Below are 20,149 nucleotides of genomic sequence, written 5' to 3' on the forward strand. Positions count from 1 at the left end.
GCGTTACGATCAAATTGCTTTCATGGATTGGGGCTTTCATCAACGAAAGGGTGAACGATATGAAGGATAGACGACCAGAGTTCGAAACGGCGCTGGATCATAGAAATTCGATAAGTACAAGAAAGAACTCGCTGATGCCTACTTACCGAAACCGTTTGAAACGTGATCGTCATTTGTACCTGATGCTGATGCCTGTAATCGTATTTTACATTTTATTTAAATACGCACCGATGTTTGGCGAGATTATAGCTTTCAAAGATTATCGATTAGCTGACGGCATAATCGGAAGCAAATGGGTTGGATTGAAGCATTTTCAAAGCTTATTCCTAAGTATCGATTTCTGGCGAGTTCTTCGAAATACGTTGGTGTTGAACGTATATAGTCTTGTTTTCGGATTTCCAGTACCGATTATACTTGCTCTTATGCTGAACGAGGTGCGCAAAGAATGGTACAAGAGAACGATACAAAACTTGTTGTATTTGCCGCATTTTATATCATGGGTTGTATTGGGCGGTATCTTCATCGCTATCCTTTCACCAAGTACTGGCGTCGTTAACTCGGTTCTCGAGCATGTATTCGGTATCGAACCCATTTATTTTATGGCTAGTTCGAGATGGTGGCCTGCAGCCTACACGCTGTCGGGTATATGGCGAGAAGCAGGATGGGGTACAATTCTTTATTTAGCTGCTATGGCTTCGATTGACCCTCAGCTTTATGAAGCAGCCAAGATCGATGGAGCGAATAAGCTCCGTCAAATCTGGCATGTTACGCTCCCTGGTATCCGCAGCACTGTTGCGATACTTCTCATTCTACGTATGGGCCATATGATGGATGTCGGTCTGGAGCAAACATTGATTCTACAAAATCAGTCTGTATTGGATGTAGCAGATGTAATTAGCACCTATGTGTACAGAGTTGGTTTGCAAAATATGAATTACAGCTATACTACCGCTTTGGGTTTGTTCCAGTCAGCGGTTGGCTTGATTCTAGTAATAGGTGTGAATAAGTTAACCCGAGCGTTTGGGGAAAAGGGGCTATGGTAACTGATGATAATTAAAAATAACAACAAATCTATCTGGTCTCTTTTGGGTTCGGCTGGCAATTATGTTCTGCTCGGCTTCCTTTCACTCCTTGCCTTATATCCATTTTGGTATGTCATTGCCGCATCCCTAAGCAGCAGCAGAGCGATAACAGCGGGTGAAGTTTCATTATGGCCTGTTGAATTCAACGTAGAAGGGTATGTACGGTTATTCGATGATGGTCAGCTATTGGTCGCAATGTGGAATACGGTCGAGGTCACCCTTGTAGGTACGCTGCTGAATATAGGATTGACGATATTAGCCGCGTATCCTCTTTCCAGACGGAGACTAATGGGACGTAGTGCTTTGCTTATTTTCATTATTATAACGATGTTGTTCATCTCGGGAGTTATTCCGAACTTCATACTCGTAAAATCACTGGGACTCATGGATTCCTATTGGTCATTGTGGCTGCCCGCTTTAATTAGCACTTACAATATGTTTGTCATGAAAACGTTTATGGAAGGTTTACCTGAGGAAATTGAGGAGTCCGCGGCTATCGATGGCGCAGGGGACTGGACAATTTTGGCTCGGATTATATTACCTCTATGCAAGCCGATAATTGCTGCGCTCTCTTTGTTTTATGCAGTGGGTTGGTGGAATTCCTATTTCAATGTGCTGTTATATATTACGAAGAGTGTCCAGCAGACTTTAACACTGAAGCTCTATCAAATGATCCTTCAGGTGAATCAGAGTCTATTGAATAACGGCGGTGGGAGTGAAGGTGTTGAGCAGGTGATGCTGACACCGGAAGGGATCAAAGCAGCGGCTATCGTAATTGCAGTTACCCCTATTCTAATTGTATATCCTTTCTTGCAGAAGCATTTTGTTAAAGGGGTCTTAATTGGATCCGTAAAGGGCTAATATCATCGGACTATTTGTCCTTGATATAAATATAATTATACGATAAGGGGATGAAAAAATTGAGAATATGGAAACAGGTTGGGAAATCGGTTCTGATGGCAGGTTTATCACTTTTGATGTTAGTAATGGCAGCTTGCAGCTCTAATGGGAAGTCAGGGAACCTGTCTGAATCGGCTTCGCCTGTAACAAGCCCTGCAGCTACATCAACTACAGATGCTGCCGCATCAGGTCCTAAGAAAGAAATAAGTATTTCAGCTTTTGACAGGGGAAGTGTGCCTACAGAAGAAGGGAGTTATGAAAGCAACCGTTGGACAAAATGGATCAATGAAAATTCTCCGGCAACGGTTAAATGGATTCCAGTCGACCGGGGTCAAGCTCAGCAAAAGTTAAATACGCTAATCGCTTCTGGAAGTGCTCCGGATTTGATCTGGGAATATGACAGAAACTATATCGCTCAATTGGCTAATCAGGGTGCCATTCAGCCCATTGACACTTACATCGAAAAATACAGCACGACCTTAAAGAAGTATTTAGAGGAAAACCCTGATTTGAAGTCTGCAATGACAATAAACGGAGAAATGTATGCGATTACGAGTAAAAGGAGCATAGAGTCAATAGCCAACAATGGCATGTGGATTCGGCAGGATTGGCTTGATAAGCTGCAACTGAAAGCACCTACGACTGTGGAAGAATTAATTGAGGTAGCTAAGAAGTTCAGAGACGAGGACCCGGATGGTAACGGTGAAGCCGATACAGTACCGATTGTTTTTAACGGTAACGCTGTCCAAATCATGCGCGCTTTCTTCTTCACCAATGAGAATCAATGGTACTTGGAAGATGGTCAAATGAAGTACGCGAGAACATTAGATCGCTTCATTGATTCACTTGCCTATCAGAAATCATTATTCGACCAAGGATTGATTGACAAAGAGTATATTACCGACAGTAACTTTCAGCGTGCACGTCAGCTGTGGACGACCGGTAAGGCAGGGATTTATTTCGGTAACTGGAGTATGGATAATGAAATCCGAGATCTAAAGACGAATGTTCCTGATGCCAAGTTGGCCCCACTGGAGTCTGTGTCGAGCAAATATGGGAAAAACGGTTTGTATCAAGAATTGCCTTCCAATGTCTTGGTCGCTTTCAATAGTGACATGGATGAGGATAAAATCGAAACGGCCGTCAAATTTCTTGACTGGATGCTGGAAGAGGGTTGGTACAGCATGAAGTTCGGCGAAGAGAATGTCCATTACAAGCTGGTGAACGGTGAGGTTCCGCAAAGGCTGGATGCAGATAAATATCGGCAGGAGGTAGCCTATGCTAACGAATATGCAATTCTAAGTCAATGGAACACGAAAGCGGAATGGATCCCGCTCATGGCTGCTCAGGATGCCCTTTCCCAAGAAATTGCTCAGGTCAAAGCGCAAGCATTAGAAGTAGCGCTAAAGAATGAATACCGCAGGGATATCGCGTTTAGTCCGGATCTACCGGAAGTGAGCCAACTGATTGCAACTTTCGCTCCTATTGCGACACAAATTGAAGTGAAGGTAGTAACTGGCGGAAAGTCATTAACCCCTGAAGCGGGTATGGAGCAGGTCCGTAAGGAGTGGAAACGTCTGGGCGGAGAAAATGTAGAGAAGCTAGCGCAGGAATGGTATGAAAAAAATAAGGAGTTTTTGAAATAAACAATTGTGATATCAGCTGGAGGATTCATTCGAATGAATCAGATTCAATAGAATGAGTCCCACTTGCTGATAAACCATCCTACATTAAAGGAGTGGTATTTACGTGAGCAGAAGAATGATAGCGCTTACTAAACTGATTGTTTTTACCCTCATTTTTTCTTTATTCGTAATACCTGCTTTACCGGGCATGTCAGATCTCAAGGCCTATGCCAATGTAAGCACCCCCGAATTGACTATCGGTGATTTCGAAAGCGCTGACGAGGCATGGGACTTCTTAATAGGAAGCGGTGGGGCGCTTGGAAACGGCGAATTCAGCCTGGATTCTGCGTACGCTCAGTCTGGAAGCTCCTCTGGAAAGCTGCAGCTTAATTTCAGCAGCAATTCGACGTATACGAACAGCTATGTTTCCTTAGAGAAGTACTTATTCAAACGCATTCTGCCTGTGGATGCTGTGGAACTCAGCTTCTGGGTGAAAACAGCAGATATGGCTAAATTCGATCTGATTCTGGTCGATAATTCGAATCAGAATCATCAACAGACGATCGTGCTGGCGCCGACTACAGAGTGGCAGAAAGTCACGGTTAGCTCCTTTACATCAGGGATCAACTATACAAAGTGGGGCGGGAAGAATGATGGGCTTTGGTACGGACCTTTAAAGAAGATGAACTTTAAGCTGACTAAAGCTTCGATGAAAACGGGGAAAACCGTTGGCACCCTCTTGTTTGACGACATTCGGGTTAAGGTCGAAGCCCCCGAGCTGGCTATTGCCCAAGTTCAAGTCGGTAACGTCTTCGCAGGAAGCCAATCGGGGGCTTTTGACATCCTGACGACTGGTGATTCTATTCAGTGGAGTATCTTTAATGCATGGGGAGAACCGGCATCTTCAGGAAGTGCTCCTGTAGCGGGAGGTAAGCTGCGGCTTAACGTGCCGGTTCCTGAAGACGGATATTATAGGCTGAAGTTAGAAGCTTATCTAGCGGGTACCTTGGTCAAAACGATGGAAACGACGTTAGCCACGCTTCCCGAGTTTGATCTTTCGGCGGTGACGGAGTCTCCGTTCGGCATCCAGACACATTTGGGAATCAATTGGAACAAAGAAATGATTCCGCTTCTCAAATATGCAGGAACCAAAAATGTACGTGACTCCTTCTTTTGGTCAGAAGTAGAGATCAATATAGGCAAGTACTCGTTCAATCCGAAGTTCACCCTTCCTATGCAATCTTTTAAGGAGTTCAGCATCGATCCGTTACTCTCCTTCGCGTTCAGTAATAAATATTACGACGGAGGCCAAACGCCTTATACAGAGGAAGCTCATACCGCATACGCGAACTATGTGAAGGCCATGCTGGAAAAGTTCGGCAGCCAGCTGGATTCGGGAGAAATATGGAATGAATTCAACCTCCCTCACTTCGGCGGCAATGGTCCCGCGGCCTCAAGGTCGGACATCTACTTTAATATGCTGAAGAAAGGTTATGAAGCTTCCAAATCGGTTCGTCCGGATTTTAATGTTGTTGGAGGAAGTACGGCAGGCATTCCCTTAGACTGGCTGGAAAACGTTTTCAAGCTTGGCGGGCTGGATTATATGGATACGCTTTCCGTCCATCCGTATCGCTTTCCGCAAACGCCGGAAGGGCTGCTGGAGGAGATCGACATGCTCAATCAGCTTGTGCACGATTATAATAACGGTGAGACCATCCCCCTTTGGTTTACGGAGATTGGCTGGCCAACCCATTTAAATCCAACAGGTGTTGATGAAAATACACAGGCGGCTTATTTGATCCGCACCTATGTGCTGAGTATCGCGGCGGGTGTCGAGAAAGTATTCTGGTACAACTTGATGAATACCGGAACGGATAAGCTCTATAATGAGCATAATTTCGGTGTCATCCACAATACCGGTGATGCGCTGGGATCCTATACGCCAAAACCTGCCTATGTTGCACTATCTACGCTTACGAGACAGCTAACGGGAGCTAATCCTGTGAGTCAAGATGTAGTGGAGGGCATTTATCACTATACATTCGATAAAAATAACGAAAAGATTAATGTCCTGTGGTCACTGGATAAAAAGGATGTAACCTTGAATACGCAAGCTCCCCTTACCGTGACGGATATGATGGGGCGGAAGAGCACTTTTACGCCGTTGCAAGGAAAAGTATATCTTACATTAACTGGCGAGCCTCTATTCATTCAAGGCGACATCGGCAGCGTGGTTCAAACCAGCCCATTTTCCCTGCAAAGCAAACCTGCTTTTACCGGCGATCCGGTAAAGCTTACGCTTCGGGTTAACGACTTTGGACAGCAGGATGAGCTTATCGCTAAGGTCAGCTTCCAAGGTGTAACCCAAGAAATCTCCGTGAGCGCTTCCGGCGATTATCCGGTAGAATTTCCAGGGATAGACCAGGTCGGGACCCGAATAGCGACGGCTGAGGTATACGCGGCTGGTGCTGTGATCGCCGGTTTATCCGATACAGTCAAGATACAGCAGGCCGAACAGGTATTGTCTAAGCATGTGTTGAAAAACGGTACGGACGTTATGGAAGTAACGATCGTGAACGAAAGACCAACGGAACGCCGCTTAACGCAGGTCGACTGGAGCATTGGAGCTACTACCGGTTCGGAAGTCTATGATGTGACCATACCTGGAAATACCATGCAAATCATTGATTTACCGTTGTCCGGACTGCCGGAGGGAGCGTTACTACCTTATCAATATAAGCTCTACATGGAAGATGGAGCTATACTGAGAAGCGATGGAACCGTCAAGCTTGTTCCATCCTCGGCAAGGGTTCCGCTTCCGTTCCGAACACTGGAGCATGGAGAAGACCTACAGGATTTGGTAGGCATCGATCTTGTAGCAGATGTTAATTCGAGAATTTCTGCATATAACGGCACAGAAGATTTCAGCGGTAAGCTTTGGTCCACGTATGATAACGATCATCTATATTTGTATGCTCGCGTCCATGACGATGTGTTCTCTCAGCAGAAGCAGGGTGATGCGATCTGGGAAGGGGACAGCATACAGTTCGCCATATCTGCGGGTATGCCGGGCGAGAATCTACAGTGGTACGAATATGGAATGGCATTAACCACGCAAGGTCCCGAGCTTTATAGGTGGATGGCACCGCAGGAGGTTGTGACCGGTTCCATAATGAATCCTGATCTACAAGTAACAAGAGATGAGACTGCAAAGGATACGATATACAAATTGGCATTACCTTGGAGTGACTTAGCTCCTATCGTTCCGACTGATGGATTACTTAGCATGTCCATCGTTGTCAACGAGAATGACGGTAATGGCCGTAGGGGTTATGTGGAATGGGGCAGCGGTATTGGTTCAAGCAAGCAGTCCTCTTTGTTCAAGCCGATCCAACTGGAGAATGCTGACCAAACAGTGCCCGTGATTGCGATATCCGGTGTACTAGATGGAGAGAGCTATACCGATCAAGTGACGCCTATTATATCCGTGGAGGACACGGGAAGTGGACTAAAGCAGAGGAACGTGTCGATCGACGGAGTGGAATGGACGGAAAACACCGCTATTACAGTGAGCGGAGCACACACGCTGATCGCGACAGCTGAGGATTATGCGGGGAATGTGGCAACTGAGACTGTCCATTTCAAGATTTATTACGGTACAACGCTCGAAGTATCGAATACGGAAGCACCAACCGGAGGTGAAGCAACGCTGAAGGCGACGCTTCGGGATCGTGAGGGAGTATCCCTTGTGGGGCAATCGATCACGTTCCAAGCGAACGGAACGCCAGTGGGTGACGCCGTTACAGATGCGGCAGGTGTAGCATCTCTCGCCTATCCAGTTAACAGCGGAGCTGGTACCGGCCCAGTAGAAGTGAAAGCCATATATTCACAGAACGATGATGTATTCTTACGTGGAAGTGAAGATATCGGGACGTTAACCCCGTATGTGCCTGCTTCCAATGTACCGGGTAAGCCTAGCTTATCCCACAATAACAATCATGACACCGGACTCAGAGACGGCGATTACATGATCACAATGAACATGTGGTGGGGCGAGAACGGGAGGTTATACAAGCTCTATGAGAATGGTAAATTGATTCATTCGCAAGCGTTGGAAAACGCGACTCCGAATGCTCAGAAAGCGGTTGTACAAGTGACGGGCAAGCTCAATGGAACTTATGTTTACACCTGTGAATTGATTAACGATAAAGGCATGACCGGATGTAAACCGATGACAGTGAAAGTTACGGATGCGAACCCAGGGAAACCGGTGCTCTCTAACGACAACTCGGACCATGACGGGATGTACCAGGTAACATTAAACATGTGGTGGGGGACAAACGCAACGGAGTACCGTCTTTACGAGAACGGACAGCTAATCGAAACAAAGCCGCTGACCGCTGAAACTCCTAAAGCTCAATCTATTATCACCCAGATTACAGACAGAATTTCCGGTGTTTATGAATATCGTGCTGAATTCGTGAATGAATTGGGCGTAACGGGGAGTGATGTCATGAAAGTAAAAGTAAAATAATTTTTGATGACGATAGCAGGAGAGATGCAGTCTCTATAATTGCGCAGATCTCCTGTTCTGTTACAAAGAAAGCAGAGATGAATAGTCACACGCCGGTTATAGACGAATGGTCACACGAGTGCCGATCGGTACAATTTGTGATAAAGCAACTACGTCGTCGTTATACATGCGTATGCATCCATGCGAAACCATCCCGCCAATAGAGGATGGATCGTTATTGCCATGAATGCCATAATGAGGCCTGGATAGTCCCATCCAAAAAGCGCCGAACGGACCGCCAGGGTTCGCTTGTTTGTTTATAATCGTATATTCTCCAACTGGCGTTTGGGTGAGCATTCTGCCGATACCAATAGGATAGGAATGAACAACTATATTATCATCTAATAAGTGAAGCATAAAATCAGATAGCACAACGATAATTCGATAGGTTGCCATTTTAGCGCCACTCCTTCTGATCTATATTATGTAGCGGAAGGAGTGGATGCTTCAATAAAATCAAAAGAGGCTGTCCAAGGTAATAAACCTTAAGGGACAGCCTCTTTATTTTCTGTTTTTAGTGACCGGATGCTTCGTGATCGTTAGAAAGCTTTAACACATCAAATATTTTGAACAGCAGGCTAAGTACGATAGCGACTACCGTTGCAAGAGCCATACCTGATAAGGAGAAATCTCCAATCGTAAGCTTAACTCCGCTTAGGCCAGTAACCAATACGACAGTCGTCAGGAAAAGGTTAGTTGGCTTGCTGTAATCCACTTTCGCTTCGATCAGCATTCTGAGTCCTGAGGATGCGATAACCCCGAACAAGAGCAATGAAACGCCGCCCATGACTGGTTCTGGGATTCCAGATATAAGTGCCGAAAATTTACCGGAAAATGAAAGGAGGATGGCAATTACTGCCGCGCCTCCAATAACGAAGGTTGAGTAAACCTTTGTTATGGCTAACACGCCGATATTTTCACCATAGGTTGTATTCGGCGTTGATCCGACAAAGCCTGATAGCAATGTTGAAATACCGTTACCTAACATAGAGCGGTGAAGACCCGGGTCTTTTGACAAATCTTTGTTGACGATATTGCCAGTAACAACTAAATGACCAATATGCTCTGCGATAACGACTAACGCCGCAGGGGCAATTGCCAAAATTGCCGATAACTCAAATACTGGAAACGTAAATTCCGGTGCTTTAATCCAGCCATTGTCAGCAACTGCAGAGAAGTTTGTGAAACCCATGAAGTATGCGATGACGTAGCCTGTAACGATACCGATCAAAATCGGGATGATACGCATAAAACCACGGAATAGAACGGAGCCAAGTACCGTTACTGCTAGTGTGATCGTTGAGAGCAAGACCACTTTAGGCTGAAGTACCCAGCTGGCGGGGTCCGGGTCACTGGGTTTAACGATCCAGCCAGCCATTCCTGCTGCGACTGGAATCAGCTCTAGCCCGATAATTGCGACGATTGCGCCCATAGCCGCTGGTGGAAATACGACATTGATCCAGCCTGTGCCTGCCATCTGTATAATGATTGCAACGATAGTGAATATGACGCCAGCTGCGATGAATCCGCCTAATGCTGCCGCATAATTGCCGCCGCCAGCAGACATATCGCCGATTACGGCGCCTGCAGGAGCGAGGAAAGCGAAGCTTGAGCCAAGATAAGCAGGTATTTTACCTTTACAAATCCATAAATACAGCAGTGTGCCAATTCCGTTCATCAGCAAGCATATTGCTGGATCGACACCGAGCAAATTTGGTACGAGCACGGTTGAGCCGAACATGGCAAATAGATGCTGCAGGCTAAGCATGATACTCTGGCCCATAGGAGGTCTCTCGTGAATCCCAATAGCTTTTTTCATGTTAAAGCTTGCCCCCATTTATTTTATTGTTTATGTAATAACCATTGTAGATTGTACAGATTAGAGTGGGGTTTTGGCAAGTATTATTTATAAAGCGAATATACAAATATCGACAAAATATATTAAATTAAGCAGGTCATACACCTGACATAGGCGAATACAATAAATAGGAAAGGTGTGTGAAAAGATGGAGATGTGGGTGATATGGCTTATTATCGCCGGTGTTTTAGTCGTCGTCGAAATGCTTTCGCTTACGTTTTACTTGCTTTGGCTTGCCATTGGGGCTGCAATCGCAGCGATTATCGACCTGATCTTCCCAGGGGCTATATTGCTGGAAGTAGGAGTTGGATGTGCGGCAACGCTTATTTTGACGGTATTTACTAAGCCGCTTACTCGTCGATTTCAGTTGTCGCGAGGCTATAAGGATGTTGTGGACGAGTTAGTCGGCAAGCAAGGAATCGTGCTGGAGGATGTTGCTGCAGACGCTCCTGGAATCGTTAAGGTTGGAAATGAAACATGGAGCGCAGTATCAGAGGAGCCGTTAATTAAAGGAGACTCTGTTGTTGTTATTAGTCGTGGAAATGCTGTGTTACAAGTTACTAAATGGGGAGGTTAATTGGATATGGGTTTAACAGTAACGATCATATTAGTCGTAATTGTAGTCGTATTTGTTGCGCTATCTATTAAAATAGTACCGCAGCAGAGGATTGGCGTCGTGGAACGATTGGGGAAGTTCAATCGCTTGCTTACGCCCGGTGTCAATATTCTGATTCCTATCGTTGACCATGTAAGAACATATCACGATTTACGTATTCAGCAAGCGAATGTGCCTCCGCAAACGGTTATTACAAAAGATAATGTACAAGTAAAAATCGATACGATTATTTTCTACCAAGTAACCGGCCCGGAACAAGCTACATACGGGATTTCCGATTATGTGTATGGTGTGCGCAATATTAGTACAGCTACTATGCGTCAAATTATAGGTAAAATGGAGCTGGACGAAACGCTGTCAGGTCGTGAGAAAATTTCTACTGATATCCGTGTTGCGCTTGATGAAGCAACGGAAAAATGGGGCGTTCGCATCGAACGTGTCGAAGTTATTGATATTCAGCCTCCTACTGACATTCAGGACGCGATGGATAAGCAAATGAAAGCAGAACGCAGTAAGCGGGCGTTGGTGCTGGAGGCGGAAGCAGCCAAGCAGGACATGATATTGCGTGCGGAAGGCGATAAACAAAGTAAAATTTTGAAAGCGGAAGGTGACAAGGAAGCGCGGATTCGCCAAGCAGAGGGGCAACGACACGCACAGGAGTTAGAAGCGCTTGGGGAGGCAAAAGCGATTCAGTCTATAGCAGAAGCGGAGAAAAATAGGATTGAGCTCATTCGCGCGGCTGGCTTGGATGAAAATGTGCTTACGTACCGTTCACTTGAGGCGCTTACCGATATTGCTCAAGGCCCAGCTAATAAAATATTTCTTCCAACTAGAGCCGTTGATACGTTAGGCAGTATCGGGGCTATTGGCGAAATGCTTAAAGCAGGTAAATCAGACTAACGGCTTGATGATGGTAATTACCATAAAGGGCAGGCCAAGGGGTTACACTTGACCTGCTCTTTTTACATGGAATCATAAACGATTTGCTTAGAAGGGGAGAGATGTTATTGAGCTTCATGGATCAAGACCAGAATCAGAACCAGAATCATAGTATGAGCGGCCGAAAGCAGCATGAGTTTAAACCGGGCACTATTAAAAAAATGGTTATTGGTATAGCAGCAGTAATCATTATCATTGCTCTTGGTTCATCTTCGTATTATACGGTACAGGAGCAGGAGCGCGCGGCTATTCTTACATTTGGAAAATATACGAGTGAGTCCTCGGCGGGTCTTCACTTCAAATGGCCTTATCCTATTCAACAGGTTATAACGGTTCCCGCGGAGCTGACGCAACGTATTCACATTGGCTATCGTCAAGAAGGGGACACGGCTGTTCCGGTCGAAGAAGAAGCGATGATGATTACGGGAGATGAAAATATCGTATCCGCGGACGCAGTTGTACAATGGAAAATAAGCAACATTCACGATTATTTATACAATATCGATGATCCGGAGCAGTTTCTTCGTAATGCGGCAAGCTCTTCGATTCGTGCAGTGATTGGCTCGGAGAAGCTGGATTATGCGATTACGGATGGTAAAACAGTTATTCAAGACAAGGTTAGGGAAAAGCTGCTTGAGCTGCAAGCTAAGTATAAAACCGGCATCCAAATTGTCGATATTAAATTTCAGGATATAGAGCCGCCAAGCGGACAAGTGGCAGAAGCATTCCGAGCTGTTACGAATGCGCGAGAAGAGAAAAATACGAAAATTAATAATGCCGCGAAATATGAGAATGATCGTATTCCTAAGGCTCGAGGCGAAGCGCAAGCCCTTCTTGAGAACGCGGAGGGTGAGAAAAAGTCCCGGATTTTGAATGCGCAAGGGGACGTGGCCAAATTTAACGCGATATTCAATGAGTATAAAAATAATCCAACTGTAACGGAAAGTCGGTTGATTTTGGAGACATTAGAGAAGATTTTGCCTAATGCTCAAATATTCATTACCAATTCGAATGGTGATACGGTTAATTACTTGCCATTAAATGAGCTGCTGCGCAGCGGTTCAACAAATTCCACAACTCCAACAACACCACCTGCAACAACTACTCCAGAAGGAGGCGCAGCAAAATGAAGAAAAACCAATGGATAGCACTAATCTCATTCGTAGTATTAATAATTCTGGCATCGGGTTCTATGTATATAGTCAAAGAAGGCGAGTATAAAGTCGTTCTTAGATTCGGGGAAGCGATGAGGGCAGTACCAGAGCCGGGATTGAAATTAAAAATACCGTTTATCGAAAATGTTTCTACACTTCCTAAATATCAGATGACTTATGAAAGCAGTCCAACGACGATTTTAACAAAGGATCAAAAGCCGATTGTCGTGGATAACTACACCGTTTGGCGTATTACTAACGCTTCGCAATTTTTAAGAACCGTTCAATCGGTTAGCGGCGGTATTCAACGTATCGATGAAGCGGTATATAACTCAGTTCGTCGAAAGCTTTCTGAAGTAAACTACGAAAACATCATTAGCGAGAACACGGAGCGGGGCAACATCAACGATGAGATAACGAAGGATGTTATTACAGCTTTAACGAGAGATAATTATGGGATTGAAGTAGTTGATGTACGCATCAAGCGTACCGATTTGCCAGAGGAAAATAAACAAAGCGTTTATAATCGGATGATTTCGGACCGTGAATCAATCGCTGCTCGTTATTTGTCAGAGGGTGATGAGCAATCACGGAAAATAACGTCTAAAGCGGATCGCACTGCGACGGAGCTTCTAGCACAGGCAGAAGCAGACGCTAAGAAGATCATTGCGGAGGGCGAGGGTGAAGCGGCTAAAATCTATAACCAAGCCTATGGCAAGGATCCACAATTTTATAATACCTATCGTACTTTAGAGAGCTATGTGACGACGCTGAAGAATGAACCAGTCATTATGCTGCCTATCGATTCACCGTATGCGAAGATTTTGCTTGGAAAATAAACATGAAAACCGCGTTTTATCCGATTTGTCGGATGGAACGCGGTTTTTGATTTCGAGTTCGCCAACTTTATTATTTTCATTAGGTATTTTTACTCCATCTACACATTAGCACAATTTTGTTATCTCCCTCAATCATACATTGGAGTGGAGGTGATTGATCATGTACAAGAAAAAGTACTCGAGTAAAAGTATTCGAGGAAAGCTAAAAGTATGCAGGTACTTAAAGTCAAACAAAAATCTGAAGCAATATGTACCGAAAACTGTGTCATTCAGTCGCAGTAATTTAGAGATGATGATCGATCGTTACAGTATGCTTTATGTAAAGCCTGATATAGGATCTATGGGTATAGGCGTATGTAAGATCAAAAAATCTGGTTCAAGCTATGATTTATATCAAATCATTAATAAAAAGCAAGTGCACAAACATTTCCGTTCTCTTTCAGACGTTTACAAACGAATAAAAGTATCAAAGCATTCCAATCTAATTATTCAAAAAGGGATTTCATTAGACCGCGTAAATAATGGCTCATACGATATACGTGCAATGGTACAGCGGCGCCCGGGCGGTACTTGGGTATTTAATGGTTTTTTTGCTAAGGTTGGCGTGGCTAACAAAATAGTGAACAACTATTACCAAGGCGGAAAAGTTTATACAATGCAGAAGCTTGGGAAGATGCAGGGTATATCCGCATCTAAAACAAGCAGTCGAATTAAAAAGTTGAAGCGGACCGCTCTCGAAATTGCGAATACGTTAAGCAAGAAACGCTCAGGTATGCATGAGATGGGTGTTGATTTTGCTTTAGATAATAAACAAAAACTATGGGTGCTGGAAGTGAATACGAATCATCCTCAGTTCTATCCGATTAAAAATATTGATCGTGGCGCATACAATAAAATGAAGAGTTTCGCGCTCAGCTATGGCAGGAAAGACACTTAATAAAGGATTGTTTTCATATTCATGGCAGCAGATCAAGAAATCGTTTGGCGGAGGCTGATAGCGGGACCCCTCGAAGCGTAGCAATACCAATGCTGCGCTGCGGGATAGACGGAAACAGCGGGATTTCAACAAGCTCGCCGGCTTCTAACTCCTCCGCTACATAGTTGCGAATTAAGAAGGCGAGTCCAAAGCCGCTGCAAGTGAATTGCGCAAGTAGATCAATGCTACCTAGCTCAAGCTCTGGCTCTAGTTTAACCCCCTGCGCTGATGCATAATCGTCAAGGAAGGATCGTGTGCTGCTGCCTTTCTCGAGCAATAACAGGGGATACTCACCAATATCCTCAAGCTGGAGAGCATGCTCCGCAAGTTGAGCATATGGATGTCCTCCGACTAAGCAGTCCTGCAAAACTGTGCTTTCCCGGAAATGCACCTGCTTATCTGCTGCTGGCAGGTGGACGATTCCGAAATCAATTTTCCCTTCCTTAAGCAATGCAATTGTTTCGGGTGTAGTCCGGTTGGTTACTCGGATACGGATTTGGGGATACTGTGCATGAAAGTGTTCCAAATGAGGCATTAAGTAATATTTACATAGTGTATCGCTAGCGCCAATATTGATCTCCCCGATTTGAAGGCTGTGCATTTCGGAGAGCTGTCTTTCACCTGATTGAATAAAGCTAAAGGCTTGCTCGATGTATTGGTATAATACTTGGCCCTCCGCAGTAAGCTTAACTCCTTTTGAAGTGCGAAAAAATAACTGCCCATTTAATTTTGCTTCAAGCTGCTTAATAGTATGACTAATCGCGGGTTGAGTAATATATAGTTGTTCTGCTGCTTTTGATAGGCTTCCTGTTTTGGCTGTCCAATAAAAAACACGGTACCATTCCATATTGACGGTCATAAGTCATTACCTCTTCTTATACCTGATATTAGTAATATGAATTATTCTAATGTTATTACGGTAATTATAATGATAGATGGGAGTTAAAAACAAGATCGGGAGGCGATTTTATTGACAGTTACAGCTATTGTAGGGGCCAATTGGGGAGATGAAGGCAAAGGGAAGATGACGGATGTGCTTGCAGCGACGTCTTCTTATGTTGTGAGATACCAAGGCGGCAGCAATGCGGGACATACCATTATAAATGATTACGGAAAATTTGCGTTACATATGCTGCCGTCAGGCGTTTTTTATCCAGAGGTTACTAATGTCATTGGACCAGGTACAGCGCTTGATATCGAGGTTTTGCTGCGAGAGCTGTCAGAGCTTATAGCCAGAGGGGTGCCAGAACCGAGAATTCGAATTTCGGAGAGGACTCAGGTAGTGCTGCCTATTCATCGATTATTTGATGAGTTGGAAGAAGAACGGTTAGGAGCAGGTGGATTCGGATCGACAAAAAGAGGAATTGCTCCTTTTTATGCAGATAAGTATGCTAAGCTTGGTGTTCAGGTCGCTGATTTGTTCGATCGGGAGCGTTTGCTGCAGCGTTTGGAGCAATCATTGGCATCGAAAAATGTTCTGTTAATGCATTTGTATGGACGTGACCCTATTCAGCCAAGCGATCTGATCCCTGAGCTCCTTGAGCAGGCGGAAAAGCTTCGTCCGTTTCTGTGCGATACGACAAAGCTGCTGCATGATGCTTATTCGCGCGGAGAAAATATATTGCTTGAGGGTCAGCTTGGCGCACTTCGTGATCCGGATCATGGCATTTATCCCTATTCAACGTCTTCATCAACGTTGGCAGGGTTCGCGCCTGTTGGTGCTGGATTGCCGACTTACGCTATTACGAGAGTCATGTCAGTAGTCAAGGCATACTCCAGCTGTGTTGGTGCGGGACCTTTTGTATCAGAGCTGGATGGGAGCGTGGCGGATGAGCTTCGAAGACGGGGAGGAGACGCGGGAGAATTTGGTGCGACAACAGGACGACCTCGCAGGATGGGATGGTTTGACGCCGTGGCAACACGCTATGGCTGTATGCTGCAGGGCTCAACTGAAGTAGCGTTGACGAATCTTGATGTGCTGGGTTACTTAGACGAAATACCAGTGTGTGTTGCATATGAGCTGGAGGCTGGCGAAGTAAGTGAATATTTTCCTGCTACGGCGAAGCTTAATTCAGCAAAGCCAGTGCTGCAAACGCTGCCGGGCTGGAATTGCGACATTTCAGATGTACGCTCTTTCGAACAATTGCCTGAAGCTGCTCAAAGTTATGTGTTGTTTGTCGAGTCAGCGATTGGGGTAAAGGTTGCGAGTGTTTCAGTAGGTCCTAGGCGTGATCAGCTCATCGTTCGGTAATAATGAAAAAGCAGTATCCTTTACCATCAGGATACTGCTTTTTCTTTACGCGGCCAAACGGTATAGCTGAAGCTGATTAAGAAGTCTATCCCGAGTATGAGAGACCACAATTGCATTGTTTTAAACAATGCTTTAGTAGAGCTCTCGTCACCTACAATAATAATCATCCCGTATAGTATAGCGATTCCGATAACCCAGGCCAGAAGATGATGAAGCCAAGCGATGCGCTCGTAACGGGCATGCTCCTTGCCGAATTTTGGTTTGCCAATCGGCTTTACTCCTCCTGCAAATCGATGTGCGTAACGCGCATCAGCCCACTTGATCATTCGATGTCCGAATGCGATGGAAACTCCGATATATACGGCTGCAACACTATGAATGAAGGTGGCGGTTGCTCCTCCTTGTAAATCATAAACGGTAGCGACAACGAGTACTAAATCGATAAGCGGTGTACAGAAAAGAAGGAGAGCACCGATCTTTTTTAGTCGAAAGGTGTAGCGGCATATTAATCCAGCAAGCACAAACAACCAAAACGCAATTTCGCATCCAATAATAAAAGCGGTAACCATGTGCAGTTCAACTCCTTCTGTTGAAAAATGTACAAGTTCTCATCTAGTAGTATTTCCAGCTGCGATACGTTTTTCCTTTAATAGATATACTAATTATAATGGAAACGGAAGCTGCTGTCGTGTCCGGATTATCGAGACCGTTGATAGAATGTGAAATAGATGTTTTTTTTTAAAAAAATTAGGCTTGCCAAAACTAATGGTATTAGTTTATATTAAAACTAATGGCATTAGTTTATGTGGGAGGCGAATTAGAATGAGGTTTATTCGAGAGAAAACGGTTGTTCAGTTAACTTACTTACCACGTCTGTTTCCGGTGAATTGTTATTTGATTGAGGAGAAGGATGGTTTGACATTGGTCGATGCGGCACTTCCTAACAATGTTAAGGCTATTATGCATGCTGCCGAACAAATAGGTAAGCCAATTACACGGATTGTTCTCACTCACGCGCATTCTGATCATATTGGTGCGTTAGATGGTTTGAAGGATCTGATTCCAGCAGCAAAGGTGTTTATTTCAAGCAGAGATGCAAAGCTTTTGGCAGGTGATCAAACACTTGAACCAAATGAACCTAATTTGACCATTCGCGGCGGTGTTCCAAAAAATATTCGTACCAAACCGGATGTGCTTTTACATGACGGTGATCAAATTGGTTCCTTGCTAGCGGTGGCGGCACCTGGTCACACACCTGGTTCAATGGCGTTTCTTGACACGAGGAACGATATCTTGATAGCGGGAGACGCTTTCCAGACTCGAGGCGGCGTCGCCGTTGCTGGTCAAATAAAACTTATGTTTCCATTCCCCGCAATGGCTACATGGGATAAGCGGAGCGGACTTGAAAGTGCTCGTCACCTGAATGAGTTGAAGCCGACCATACTTGCTGCTGGACATGGCAATATGATTACACAGCCGAAGCTTGTTATGGAGAAGGCAATTGCAGAGGCAGAACTTTCGTTAATGAAGAATTAACATGCGCTGTTGAGGTAACAGTTCAAATTAATTGGGGGGAATTCAAATATGTCACCTAGAAAAGGGTTGGATTTGCCGACTATTGTAGAAGCTGCTGCGCAAATTGCCGATACATTAGGCATCGAAGAAGTAACACTTGCAACACTTGCGCAAAAGCTTGGGATTCGCTCCCCTTCCTTATATAATCATGTGAATGGATTGCCTGGATTACGAGTACAGCTTGCTATATATGGCTTGAAAAAACTAACTGAATCGATAAAGGAATCTATTGAAGGAAAGACTGGAGATGAAGCCATATACGCCATTGCGGGTGCTTATATATCGTTCGCGCGTTCTCATCCTGGACTATATGAGCTGACATTACGTTCTCCTGACGCGAAAGAAGCGGATTATGCAGCTATGGGACAGTCGCTAGTAGAACTTTTAGTAAATACGCTTCAATACTATGGGCTGGACTCGGAAAGGGCAATTCATGTGGTGCGGGGTTTTCGCAGTTATTTGCATGGCTTTGCTTCCATTGAGCAAAAGGGCGGATTCGGAATGCCGCAGGATGTTGATGAAAGTATGAGGATTGTTTTGGCCTATTATTTGGCAGGGCTGCGCAGCAACCAATAACTATTGAGAACAACCAATCAGATACTGCCTTTTTCAGCAATTAAAAATAAGAGGCTGCCAACCATGTGAACGGTTATCCGCAAGCTGAACACTTTGAAGAAAGAGTTCCTCTTGCGGTTAACTGTTCAGTTTGCATGTTCGGCAGCCTATTTTTTAAGTCGATTTTCAGGAGGAAATGGTCAGTATGCCCGTTGGACTAAAGCGGCAGCTCCGATAAGACCAGCATCCTGCTGCAGCTGCGCTGGGACAATGGCAGTTTGCTTGCCAGAAGGGTTCAAGGCATATTTGGAAACATAAGATTGAACAGCAGTGAATAAGGTCTCTCCTACTTGCGATACACCGCCGCCGATAACGATTTTGTTCGGATCAAGTACGTTGATTAGCGATACGCAGCCCATTCCGATATAAGTGAAGACACGATTAATGAGTGCTGACATTTGTGGATCGCCTTGCGCCGCGAGTTCAAAAGCTTCTTTAGAAGAAGCTTCACGTCCAAGGATTTCTGTTGCTTGCCTTGCAATGGCGGTGCCAGAAGCAATCCATTCCCAGCATCCCGCTTGTCCGCATGAACAAACACCGCCAGTAGGATCAACAATCATATGACCAGCATCACCGGCATTACCGGTCGCACCTGTTAGCAGCTTGCCATGCAAATAGATGCCGGCCCCAATTCCAGTGCTTATAGTAATGAAAATGAAATGCTCGGAGTCCTGCGCAGCCCCCAGCCACTTCTCTGCTAGCGCGGCTGCGGTCGCGTCATTTTCCATTTTGATAGGTAATGGCAGTTGTGCTTGTAGTGCTTCCACAACAGGGAAGTCCCACCAGCTTTTAAGGTTTGGCGGACAGCTTAGCTTGCCGGTTTGCGTATCGAGCGGTCCTGGAGCTCCAACACCTATTCCCTTCATTTCTGCTAACGACAATCCTTGCTGCTCTGCGAGCTGTCTGACAGCATCGCCGATTCGCTTGATCATCTCCATAGGTGAAACCGATAAATCGGTTTTTAGAGAGCCTTTGGCTATAACAGTTCCTTGCTCATCTACGAACCCGAATGCTACTTTTGTACCCCCGATGTCTATACCAATTGCTATACTCACTAGTAAACCCTCCGATGAATGTTATGATTTTCAGCTGTAATAACGGCTTAATATAATCTTCTGCATGTTCATTTCTTTCATTAGAAAGTCT

Annotated in this window: 17 protein-coding genes; 12 read left to right on the forward strand and 5 right to left on the reverse strand. The window is 44.9% G+C overall.

Translation table 11 applies throughout. From position 1 onward, the window contains the following. Positions 1–59 precede the first annotated feature (59 nt). From AC0YN7_RS15080 to AC0YN7_RS15095, 4 genes are all read left to right on the forward strand, one after another. The gene (locus tag AC0YN7_RS15080; RefSeq protein WP_475810831.1) at positions 60–1,043 is read left to right on the forward strand and encodes an ABC transporter permease; all 984 of its coding nucleotides are present in this window, start codon (positions 60–62) and stop codon (positions 1,041–1,043) included. 3 nt (positions 1,044–1,046) lie between these two features. Beyond that, positions 1,047–1,943, forward strand: coding sequence for a carbohydrate ABC transporter permease (locus tag AC0YN7_RS15085; RefSeq protein WP_475810832.1), 897 nt, complete (start codon positions 1,047–1,049; stop codon positions 1,941–1,943). Between the two features lie 50 nt (positions 1,944–1,993). Next, complete coding sequence (locus AC0YN7_RS15090; RefSeq protein ID WP_475810833.1) at positions 1,994–3,628, forward strand: extracellular solute-binding protein; 1,635 nt, start codon at positions 1,994–1,996, stop codon at positions 3,626–3,628. 103 nt (positions 3,629–3,731) lie between these two features. Next, the gene (locus tag AC0YN7_RS15095) at positions 3,732–8,141 is read left to right on the forward strand and encodes a sugar-binding protein (RefSeq protein WP_475810834.1); all 4,410 of its coding nucleotides are present in this window, start codon (positions 3,732–3,734) and stop codon (positions 8,139–8,141) included. Between the two features lie 96 nt (positions 8,142–8,237). Here the strand turns inward: AC0YN7_RS15095 and AC0YN7_RS15100 are convergent, their stop codons facing one another. Next, entirely contained in the window at positions 8,238–8,576 is a 339-nt protein-coding gene (locus tag AC0YN7_RS15100; protein WP_475810835.1) for a L,D-transpeptidase, read from the reverse strand. Positions 8,577–8,694: 118 nt separating this feature from the next. Next, a complete protein-coding gene (gene uraA, locus AC0YN7_RS15105; RefSeq protein WP_475810836.1) occupies positions 8,695–9,999 on the reverse strand; it encodes a uracil permease in 1,305 nt (434 codons plus the stop codon). A gap of 187 nt (positions 10,000–10,186) precedes the next feature. Between uraA and AC0YN7_RS15110 the strand changes: the two genes are divergently transcribed. From AC0YN7_RS15110 to AC0YN7_RS15130, 5 genes are all read left to right on the forward strand, one after another. After that, complete coding sequence (locus AC0YN7_RS15110; protein ID WP_475810837.1) at positions 10,187–10,615, forward strand: NfeD family protein; 429 nt, start codon at positions 10,187–10,189, stop codon at positions 10,613–10,615. 6 nt (positions 10,616–10,621) lie between these two features. Continuing rightward, positions 10,622–11,554, forward strand: a complete 933-nt coding sequence (locus AC0YN7_RS15115; RefSeq protein ID WP_475810838.1) for an SPFH domain-containing protein — start codon at positions 10,622–10,624, stop codon at positions 11,552–11,554. 116 nt (positions 11,555–11,670) lie between these two features. After that, complete coding sequence (hflK, locus tag AC0YN7_RS15120) at positions 11,671–12,723, forward strand: FtsH protease activity modulator HflK (protein ID WP_475810985.1); 1,053 nt, start codon at positions 11,671–11,673, stop codon at positions 12,721–12,723. Next, positions 12,720–13,586 (forward strand): protease modulator HflC, encoded by an 867-nt coding sequence (hflC, locus tag AC0YN7_RS15125; protein WP_475810839.1) that lies wholly within the window; start codon positions 12,720–12,722, stop codon positions 13,584–13,586. Before hflK ends, hflC begins: the two co-directional genes overlap by 4 nt. Before the next feature lie 160 nt (positions 13,587–13,746). Then, the gene (locus tag AC0YN7_RS15130) at positions 13,747–14,523 is read left to right on the forward strand and encodes a YheC/YheD family protein (RefSeq protein WP_475810840.1); all 777 of its coding nucleotides are present in this window, start codon (positions 13,747–13,749) and stop codon (positions 14,521–14,523) included. A 19-nt stretch (positions 14,524–14,542) separates the two neighbouring features. Here AC0YN7_RS15130 and AC0YN7_RS15135 read toward each other — a convergent pair whose 3' ends face one another. After that, positions 14,543–15,421, reverse strand: coding sequence for a LysR family transcriptional regulator (locus tag AC0YN7_RS15135; RefSeq protein WP_475810841.1), 879 nt, complete (start codon positions 15,419–15,421; stop codon positions 14,543–14,545). A 111-nt stretch (positions 15,422–15,532) separates the two neighbouring features. Here AC0YN7_RS15135 and AC0YN7_RS15140 point away from each other — a divergent pair, with 111 nt between their 5' ends. Next, a complete protein-coding gene (locus tag AC0YN7_RS15140; protein ID WP_475810842.1) occupies positions 15,533–16,813 on the forward strand; it encodes an adenylosuccinate synthase in 1,281 nt (426 codons plus the stop codon). Positions 16,814–16,839: 26 nt separating this feature from the next. On the opposite strand, the gene AC0YN7_RS15145 is transcribed toward AC0YN7_RS15140, so the two are convergent. Then, on the reverse strand, positions 16,840–17,382 hold the full coding sequence (locus AC0YN7_RS15145) for a hypothetical protein (RefSeq protein ID WP_475810843.1): 543 nt from the start codon (positions 17,380–17,382) through the stop codon (positions 16,840–16,842). A gap of 253 nt (positions 17,383–17,635) precedes the next feature. On the opposite strand from AC0YN7_RS15145, the gene AC0YN7_RS15150 reads away from it, so the two are divergent. Together AC0YN7_RS15150 and AC0YN7_RS15155 are read left to right on the forward strand one after the other, a co-directional pair. Further along, complete coding sequence (locus AC0YN7_RS15150) at positions 17,636–18,349, forward strand: MBL fold metallo-hydrolase (protein WP_475810844.1); 714 nt, start codon at positions 17,636–17,638, stop codon at positions 18,347–18,349. Between the two features lie 48 nt (positions 18,350–18,397). Then, a complete protein-coding gene (locus AC0YN7_RS15155; RefSeq protein WP_475810845.1) occupies positions 18,398–18,964 on the forward strand; it encodes a TetR-like C-terminal domain-containing protein in 567 nt (188 codons plus the stop codon). Positions 18,965–19,143: 179 nt separating this feature from the next. On the opposite strand, the gene AC0YN7_RS15160 is transcribed toward AC0YN7_RS15155, so the two are convergent. After that, complete coding sequence (locus tag AC0YN7_RS15160; RefSeq protein ID WP_475810846.1) at positions 19,144–20,058, reverse strand: ROK family protein; 915 nt, start codon at positions 20,056–20,058, stop codon at positions 19,144–19,146. Between the last annotated feature and the right edge of the window lie 91 nt (positions 20,059–20,149).

The sequence above is a fragment of the Paenibacillus sp. J31R122 genome (assembly GCF_056269185.1).

Bases quoted from the DNA above. Each gene is read 5' to 3' on its own strand.
- AC0YN7_RS15115 (WP_475810838.1), top strand. From the start codon at position 10,622: ATGGGTTTAACAGTAACGATCATATTAGTCGTAATTGTAGTCGTATTT.
- AC0YN7_RS15085 (WP_475810832.1), top strand. From the start codon at position 1,047: ATGATAATTAAAAATAACAACAAATCTATCTGGTCTCTTTTGGGTTCG.
- AC0YN7_RS15130 (WP_475810840.1), top strand. From the start codon at position 13,747: ATGTACAAGAAAAAGTACTCGAGTAAAAGTATTCGAGGAAAGCTAAAA.
- AC0YN7_RS15155 (WP_475810845.1), top strand. From the start codon at position 18,398: ATGTCACCTAGAAAAGGGTTGGATTTGCCGACTATTGTAGAAGCTGCT.
- AC0YN7_RS15100 (WP_475810835.1), bottom strand. From the start codon at position 8,576: ATGGCAACCTATCGAATTATCGTTGTGCTATCTGATTTTATGCTTCAC.
- AC0YN7_RS15110 (WP_475810837.1), top strand. From the start codon at position 10,187: ATGGAGATGTGGGTGATATGGCTTATTATCGCCGGTGTTTTAGTCGTC.
- uraA (WP_475810836.1), bottom strand. From the start codon at position 9,999: ATGAAAAAAGCTATTGGGATTCACGAGAGACCTCCTATGGGCCAGAGT.
- AC0YN7_RS15135 (WP_475810841.1), bottom strand. From the start codon at position 15,421: ATGACCGTCAATATGGAATGGTACCGTGTTTTTTATTGGACAGCCAAA.
- AC0YN7_RS15150 (WP_475810844.1), top strand. From the start codon at position 17,636: ATGAGGTTTATTCGAGAGAAAACGGTTGTTCAGTTAACTTACTTACCA.
- hflC (WP_475810839.1), top strand. From the start codon at position 12,720: ATGAAGAAAAACCAATGGATAGCACTAATCTCATTCGTAGTATTAATA.
- hflK (WP_475810985.1), top strand. From the start codon at position 11,671: ATGGATCAAGACCAGAATCAGAACCAGAATCATAGTATGAGCGGCCGA.
- AC0YN7_RS15145 (WP_475810843.1), bottom strand. From the start codon at position 17,382: ATGGTTACCGCTTTTATTATTGGATGCGAAATTGCGTTTTGGTTGTTT.
- AC0YN7_RS15080 (WP_475810831.1), top strand. From the start codon at position 60: ATGAAGGATAGACGACCAGAGTTCGAAACGGCGCTGGATCATAGAAAT.
- AC0YN7_RS15090 (WP_475810833.1), top strand. From the start codon at position 1,994: ATGAAAAAATTGAGAATATGGAAACAGGTTGGGAAATCGGTTCTGATG.